The sequence below is a fragment of the Streptomyces sp. NPDC043876 genome (genome assembly GCF_056435825.1).
In genome coordinates this window covers 1-6,958 of record NZ_JBWKDV010000040.1, presented here as the reverse complement: position 1 = coordinate 6,958, position 6,958 = coordinate 1, and the positions used below count along the sequence as shown (strand labels likewise).

Below are 6,958 nucleotides of genomic sequence, written 5' to 3'. Positions count from 1 at the left end.
TTCCTGTCCGAGAAGACGGTCAAGAACCACATCTCACGGCTGCTCGCCAAGCTCGGCGTCGAACGCCGCGTCCAGGCAGCCGTGATCGCCGCCGAGGTCCGCGAGCACGACGAAACCGGCCGCTGACGCGCGTACTCACATGGGAGGAGCGAGCGGGATCCGCCAGTCCAACCGGGTTCCGTCACCGTCCGGGCGCGAGGAGAGGGACAGTCCGCCCCCGTGGGCCTCGGCGCGCTCCGCGAGGTTGCGAAGCCCGCTCAAACGGCCGCCCTCCGCGACGCCCACGCCGTCATCACTCACCGTCACGGCCAGCACGCCTTCGGCCATGACGATTCCGACCTCCACACGAGCCGCCCGCGCGTGCCGGGCCACATTGGTCAGGGCCTCGACGAGGACGGCGACCACTTCGTCGGCGACCGGGGCCGGCACGTCGGTGTCGATGAGCCCCTCCATGCGCAGGGCGGGCGCGAACCCGAGCAGCGCTGACGCCTCGCCCACGGCCCGCACCGCGCGGACCCGGAGTCTCGGCGTGCTGTCCGCCGCCTGGTGGTCACGGAGTCCGAAAATGGTCGTACGGATGATCTTGATCGTCTCGTCGAGGTCGTCGATCGACCGGCCCAGCCGCTCGGACGCCTCGGGGTGCTCCACGAAGCGCTGGGCGCTCTGCAGGGTCATCCCCGTCGCGAAGAGCCGCTGGATCGCGAGATCGTGCAGGTCACGAGCGATCCGGTCGCGGTCTCCGAGCAGGCTCACGTGCTCACCGTCCCGGCGCCGGTCGGCCAGCTCCAAGGCCAGGGCGGCCTGACCCGCGAAGCCGGGCAGGGGCGCCACCTCGGTCGCGGCGAACGCCCGTCGGCCGGTACGCCGCGCCAGCATCAGTACACCCCGTAGCTTCGCCCGGGTGCCCACCGTGACGGCCACGGCCGGCCCGAAGCCCGTCCAGACGTCCGGCTGCGCCGCCACCCGGGTGTCGGTGGCCACATCCGCCAAAGTGACGAGTCCGTCCCGCGCCATGCCGGGCCCGGCGAGAATCCCCTCGCCACCGGGCAAGACGATCCCGCGATGCGCTTCGGCGCCTTCCCCCAGGGCCAGCGAGCCGCGCAGCTCGCCGCTGGGCCCCACCTGGTAGAAGACGCACATCTCGGCCGAGATGATGTCCCGGGCCCGCTCCAGCATGCCTTCCAGTACTTCGATCTCCGAGGAGCCGGACAGCAGCGCGCTCGTGAAGTCGGAGCTGGCCGACTGCCAGCGCTCCCGAAGACGGACCTCCTCGTACAGACGGGCGTTGTCGATGGCCACTCCCGCGGCGACCGCGAGGGTCGACAGGACTCCTTCATCCTCGGCGTCGAAGTCCGTGCCGCCCCGCTTCTCCGTCAGGTAGAGATTGCCGAACACCTCGTCCCGAACCCGGATCGGTACACCCAGGAAGGAACTCATCGGCGGATGGTGCTCCGGAAAACCAGCGGAAGCCGCATGCTCCGAGAGGTCTCCCAGACGCAGTGGCCGCGGGTGCCTGATCAGCTCGCCCAGCAGTCCGTGGCCGGCGGGGAGGGTACCGATCCGCGCCCGGAGTTGGTCGCTGATGCCCACCGGGAGGAACTCGGCGAGTTTCTCGTCGTCCCCCACGACGCCCAGCGCGCCGTACTCCGCGTCCACGAGAACGACAGCGGCCTCCACGATTCCGCGCAACACCTGGGCCAGGTCCAGCTCCTGCCCCAGCGACATGACCGCCTCCAGCAGGCTCGTGAGCCGGTCACGGGTACCCTGCGCGTCGGTGATCTGTGCCTGGAGGGCGTCCAGTCTCGGCTGCGGAATCCGGCCCGCCGACGCATCTCGATCGTCCCCGACCATGGACACCTCCGTCGGCATCGAGGGGCTCTGCACACCAGCCCGGCCTTCAGCCTAGTCCCCCGCCCGCAGGCCGGTCATGGCCGAAGCCTCGGGCAACGGGCGTAAGGGGTCGATCCGTGGCGAAATCCGGTCAGGCTGTTGTCCACGGGCGAGGGCTCGATGCCCGTTCACCCGCTCGGGACGGTGATGACAGGGCAGTGCGCACGGTGCAGCAGCCCGTGGACGACCGATCCGAGCCGGATGCCTGTGTAGCCGCCTCTGCCCCGTCGGCCCACGACCAGCGCCAGGGCGTGGTCAGCCGCCTCGGCAAGGCTCTCCACCGGATGCCCGGTCAGCACCTCGTGGGTCAGCTTCACGTCCGGGTACTCCTGCACCCAGCCTGCGGCTGTTTCAGTCAGCATGCGGCGCTGGGCCCCGACGGCCGCCGTCTCGTTCTGGAAGGAGAAGACGGGTGGCTGCCACACCGAAATCGCGTGCAGCTCACAGCACCGCAGGCTGGCCTCCTGGAAGGCCAAGGCCAAGGCCGTCTTCGACGACTCGCTGCCGTCGACTCCGACGACGAGATGGGGCGCGCCCTCGGCGATGCCCTCGGAGCCTCCCACCACGACAACCGGGCAGTGAGCCTGTGCGGTGACGGGCAGCACGACGGAGCAGCCGCTGAAGATCTCCTCGGGCCGGGTCAGGTGCCGCGAGCCGAGGACGACCATGCGGGCATGTCTGGACGTCCCGCAGAGCACGGGTGCCGGGTAGCCGTCGCGCAGGGTGGTGGCCAGTTCCGTCTCGGGGTGGCGCTCGCGTGCCCAGACCGCGGCTTCTTCGAGAGCCTCCGAGCTGGCTTGGCGTACGGCATTGTGCTGCGCGGTGTCGTCGATCATGTGCTCGGTGTCGTGGGGCGAGGGCACGGCCAGGACGAGCCGGAGGCGTACTTTGCGGCGGTGTGCCTCGTCGGCAGCCCAGGCGAGGGGCAGGAGCCATCTTCCGGTGGGGTCGATCCCCACTGCGATGTCCCGTCCTTCCGCGATGTCCGTCATGACGCGTCGCTCCCCTGCTCCTCATCGTGCCGCGGAATGAGCTCCACGGGGCAGTGCGAGTGGTGCAGGAGACTGTGCGTGATACGTCCCAGGGTGGGCCCGAAGTACCCGGGCGATCGCCGTCCTCCCATGACGAGCAGGTCCGCGTGGCGCGATGCCTCGACCAGGACCGAAGCCACGGACACGCTCTTCTCGGCGTCGGTGTTCACCGTCAACGCGGGAAACTCCTCGCGTACGCGTCCCGCGACCGACTTCAGACTCCGGACATGACGGCCAGCGAACTCGTCGACGTCATCGAGCATGGTGACGGCGGTTCCGGCGTACTGGAATGTGTTCCACACGGTCAGCAGCCGCAGCGCTGCCTTGCGTAGCTCCGCTTCGCGGGCGGCGTGGCGCGCGCATTCGAGGTCGTACTCGTCCCGCACCGCCGCCAGCACCACGCCGCTATCGGCAAGGTCCTCGCCGCCGCGCACCACGATGACGGGGGTCGTGGCGGCTGCCACGACCCCGAAACCGACCGAACCGAGCCGCAGGGCCTCGAACCCACCCAGACCGCGGTGACCGACCACGGTGGTGCCGTACTTCGCCCCCACTCGGTGCAGACCGAAGACGGGGCCCCGGCGGCTGTACTCCGTGGTGACGTGGAGGGTCGGGAACCGCTCCGAGACCGCGGCGGCCGTCACCTCCAACAGATCTCTGCCTTCCGCGTGGACGCGTTCGATGATCTCCGCCGAGAGGTAGAAGGCACGGTCGGCGGTGTCGCCCGCGTAGAAGATGTGAAGCGTGCTGTCGCGTCGGAACGCCTCGGCGGCGGCCCACAATGCCGCTGTCAGCGCGGTGCTCGATCCGTCGACACCGACGACGACCGTGCCGAGGTCCGGACGGTGTTGGGCGGAGCCTCCCATGGCTTCCTCCTCTGTCGAACAGCGTCGGGGGGTGCCTTCACACTGCCACCCGGGCCCGCGCGAGGAATGGGCCGCAAGGGGCGGGCAAGGGACCGAAGGTCCCTTGCCCGCTATGCACCGCCCCACCTGCCGTGCACCGCAGGGGACCGGTCAGGCCTGACAGAGGACCGTTCGGCCCCTCGCACCGCGGGCGTGCGGGGCGGATGGTGGCTGGTGAGGGCGCTCCGCAAGATGCTCTCGCTCGACCGAAGCCGACAGGAGAGCCGCTCATGAAGCACGCCAAAGTCGGCTTCCTGATGACCGACGAGGTCGTCTCGGTCACCGGGCGGACCCCGTCCACCGACGTCGCCACGCTGCTCGTCGAGCACGACATCAGCGGCGTGCCGGTCGTGGACGCGGACGAGCGCGTCCTCGGAGTCGTTTCGCGGACTGATCTGCTCGTCCAAGACCGGCTCACCGCTCAGGACTTGATGACCGCGCCGGCCGTCACGATCCATGCCGAACAGACGGTCACCGAGGCCGCCCGCCTCATCACCCGACGCGGCGTGACGCGGCTGCCGGTGATCGACGACGAGGACCGTCTGGTCGGCATCGTGACCCGCCGGGATCTGCTGCGCGTGTTCCTCCGGCCGGACCACGAGATACGCCGCGTACTGGTCCAGGACGTGCTGGCGGACACGATGGGCATCGGCGCCGACGCCGTGAGCGTGCACGTCGTGGACGGGGTCGTCACCCTGGCCGGCCAGCTGCCCAAGAGCAGTCTGATCCCCGTCGCGCTCCGGCTCGCCGGACAGTTGGACGGCGTGGTCGCGGTCATCGACCGGCTCACGGCGCACTCCGACGACACCATCACCCGCGCCGCTCCACTGGACCGTAGTACCGAGGACGCACCCCGCTGATACAGAGTGTGGACCGTTCGGCCCCTGTCCGCCTCACGCACACCCGCGCGAGCATGGAGGGAGGCAGGCTCGCCGCCCCCGATCGAAGAGTTGCCGAGTCCTGCGGACGGACCCGGGTCATTCCCTCGCGCCGCCACCGCACTTCGTGAGGAGCACCTTCATGGAAGTCCTGATCTTCCCGCTGATCGCTCTGGCTATCGTTGCCCTGATAACGCTGCCGATGGCCCTGAAGATCGTCAAGCAATACGAGCAAGGCGTGCTGTTCCGGTTCGGCCGGCTCACCGGGACCCGTGCACCGGGCCTGCGGGTCATCGTTCCGTTCGCGGACGTCCTGCACCGGGTGTCCTTGCGGATCGTCACGATGCCCATCCAGTCCCAGGGCATCATCACCCGGGACAACGTCAGCGTCGATGTCTCCGCGGTCGCCTACTTCCGTGTTGTCGACGCCACGAAGTCGGTCATCGCCATCGAGAGCGTGGGCCCGGCCATCAACCAGATCGCCCAGACCACCCTGCGCAAGGTCGTCGGCCAGCACACCCTCGACGAAACCCTGTCGGAGACCGACCGCATCAACCTCGACATCCGCGAGATCCTCGACGTCACCACCGCCGAATGGGGCGTCGAGGTCACCCTGGTCGAACTGAAGGACATCCAGCTCCCCGACAGCATGAAGCGCGCGATGGCCCGCCAGGCCGAAGCCGAGCGCGAGAAGAGGGCGAAGATCATCAACGCTGAGGGCGAGTCCATGGCCGCCGCCGCACTCGGCGACGCCTCCGACACCATGATGGCCCACCCCCTGGCCCTGCAACTGCGCAACCTGCAGAGCCTCGTGGAGATCGGCGTCGACAAGAACACCACCGTGGTCTTCCCCGCACCGCTGATGAGCACCATCGGCGAACTCGGATCCTTCCTCGCCCGCGAGGCTTCGGCCGCCGGTGCGGCCGCTCCGGTCCAGGCACCGCCCGCGATGGAACTCGCCGCGAAAATCCCCGCCCCGCCCCTGCCCAACGGAGCGGCCAAGACCGTGTAACCGACAGTTGGCACCGCCGTGCGGAGGGCATTTCCTCCGCACGGCGGTGCCAACTGCGGTCCGCCGCGTTTCACAGGGCCATGCGAGCCAGCGCCGGTCCACCGGGCCCAGGTCCGGATTCACTCGGCGTCACGGAGGTCTCCGGACCAGCCGTGGCGCTCCAGGATCCGGGCGAGGGTGCCGGGGGTTGTGGCGTGATGCTGCCGCTGTACGTGACGTGTTCGCACGTGCCGAGGCGCTCCATCGCCCGGTCCGGGCAGCCGCGGGGGTGCCGACCAGCCCCCGCGTCAGCACCGGCGACGCGGCACACCCGGGGCCGTCAGGCCTTCCGGACGCGCGACGGGTTCGACACGCCCAGGTCGTCGTGGCGCGGGCCGCCCAGCACGGTCTTCAGCGTGCCCGTCTCACCGGCGCGGGCGAACACCTCGTACGCCTCCTCCATCTGCCCCAGTTCGAAACGATGCGTGGTCAGCGACGAGGTCGGCAGCCGACCGGCCGCCAGCATGCGCAGCAGCATCGGCGTGGAGCTGGTGTCCACGAGCCCGGTGGTGATGGTGATGTCCTTGATCCACAGGTCTTCGAAGTGCAGGGTCGCGGGCTTGCCGTGGACGCCGATGTTCGCGACCCGGCCGCCGGGGCGGACCGCGCGGGTGCACATCTCGAAGATCTCGAGCACGCCGACGGCCTCCATGACGACATTCGCGCCGAGACCGTCGGTCAGGGCGCTCACGAGCGCTTCCGGTTCCTCGACAGCGCTCACGACCGCGTCCGCTCGCAGCTCGCGCGCCGCCGCCAGCCGGGACGGCGCGCGATCGACAGCGATGACGCGAACCGGCGAGTACAACCGGGCCGTGGCAATGACCGCCAGTCCCACGGGGCCCGCACCGACCACGACGACGGTGTCCCCGGGCCGCACCTTGCCGTTCAACATCGTCGCGGCGGCTTCGTCATAGGCGGCGAGAGCGTAGAGGTTGGAGCGGCCGTCGCCGAGGTGCGCGGCGACGGCGGTGACCGGCTCCTTCGTCGCGTCGCGTCGGTGCAGGGCGACGGCGAGCACGTCGCCCTCGACGACAGGCAGGCGGCCGCCGTTGTCGTGCGCCGAGTAGATGTCGGTGGCGCGCAGAGCTGTGTCAGCGGGACGGCCCTCCTAGGGCTTGTGTGCTGTCGTGATCAGCTGTTGGGTTTTGCCCTCTTGGAGGGGTGGGATCCGGTAGGACTGTGATGGTGACGCGCAGGCAACTC

At 69.8% G+C, this 6,958-nt stretch carries 6 protein-coding genes and 1 pseudogene; 3 read left to right on the top strand and 4 right to left on the bottom strand.

Translation table 11 applies throughout. The annotated features are described in order from the left end of the window. Positions 1-126, top strand: a 126-nt coding sequence (locus AC0693_RS38525; protein ID WP_478804592.1) for a LuxR C-terminal-related transcriptional regulator, incomplete at its 5' end; no start/stop codon positions are given. A gap of 9 nt (positions 127-135) precedes the next feature. Here AC0693_RS38525 and AC0693_RS38520 read toward each other — a convergent pair. From AC0693_RS38520 to AC0693_RS38510, 3 genes are all read right to left on the bottom strand, one after another. Then, entirely contained in the window at positions 136-1,851 is a 1,716-nt protein-coding gene (locus tag AC0693_RS38520) for a GAF domain-containing sensor histidine kinase (RefSeq protein ID WP_469320846.1), read from the bottom strand. Positions 1,852-2,018: 167 nt separating this feature from the next. Further along, positions 2,019-2,882, bottom strand: coding sequence for a universal stress protein (locus AC0693_RS38515; protein WP_469320845.1), 864 nt, complete (start codon positions 2,880-2,882; stop codon positions 2,019-2,021). Then, positions 2,879-3,787 carry a universal stress protein gene (locus AC0693_RS38510; RefSeq protein WP_478804591.1) on the bottom strand — a complete coding sequence of 303 codons (909 nt, stop codon included), beginning with the start codon at positions 3,785-3,787 and terminating at the stop codon, positions 2,879-2,881. The genes AC0693_RS38515 and AC0693_RS38510 overlap by 4 nt, the downstream gene beginning before the upstream one ends. A 269-nt stretch (positions 3,788-4,056) precedes the next feature. Between AC0693_RS38510 and AC0693_RS38505 the strand changes: the two genes are divergently transcribed. After that, positions 4,057-4,686, top strand: a complete 630-nt coding sequence (locus AC0693_RS38505) for a CBS domain-containing protein (protein ID WP_478804590.1) — start codon at positions 4,057-4,059, stop codon at positions 4,684-4,686. A 160-nt stretch (positions 4,687-4,846) separates the two neighbouring features. Continuing rightward, positions 4,847-5,716 (top strand): slipin family protein, encoded by an 870-nt coding sequence (locus tag AC0693_RS38500; RefSeq protein WP_468472808.1) that lies wholly within the window; start codon positions 4,847-4,849, stop codon positions 5,714-5,716. Between the two features lie 319 nt (positions 5,717-6,035). Here AC0693_RS38500 and AC0693_RS38495 read toward each other — a convergent pair. Then, positions 6,036-6,647, bottom strand: a pseudogene (locus AC0693_RS38495) (zinc-binding dehydrogenase); the annotation flags it as partial. Positions 6,648-6,958 lie beyond the last annotated feature (311 nt).

Excerpts from the sequence above, each read along its gene's own strand:
- AC0693_RS38505 (WP_478804590.1), top strand. The coding sequence starts at position 4,057 with ATGAAGCACGCCAAAGTCGGCTTCCTGATGACCGACGAGGTCGTCTCG.
- AC0693_RS38520 (WP_469320846.1), bottom strand. The coding sequence starts at position 1,851 with ATGGTCGGGGACGATCGAGATGCGTCGGCGGGCCGGATTCCGCAGCCG.
- AC0693_RS38500 (WP_468472808.1), top strand. The coding sequence starts at position 4,847 with ATGGAAGTCCTGATCTTCCCGCTGATCGCTCTGGCTATCGTTGCCCTG.
- AC0693_RS38510 (WP_478804591.1), bottom strand. The coding sequence starts at position 3,787 with ATGGGAGGCTCCGCCCAACACCGTCCGGACCTCGGCACGGTCGTCGTC.
- AC0693_RS38515 (WP_469320845.1), bottom strand. The coding sequence starts at position 2,882 with ATGACGGACATCGCGGAAGGACGGGACATCGCAGTGGGGATCGACCCC.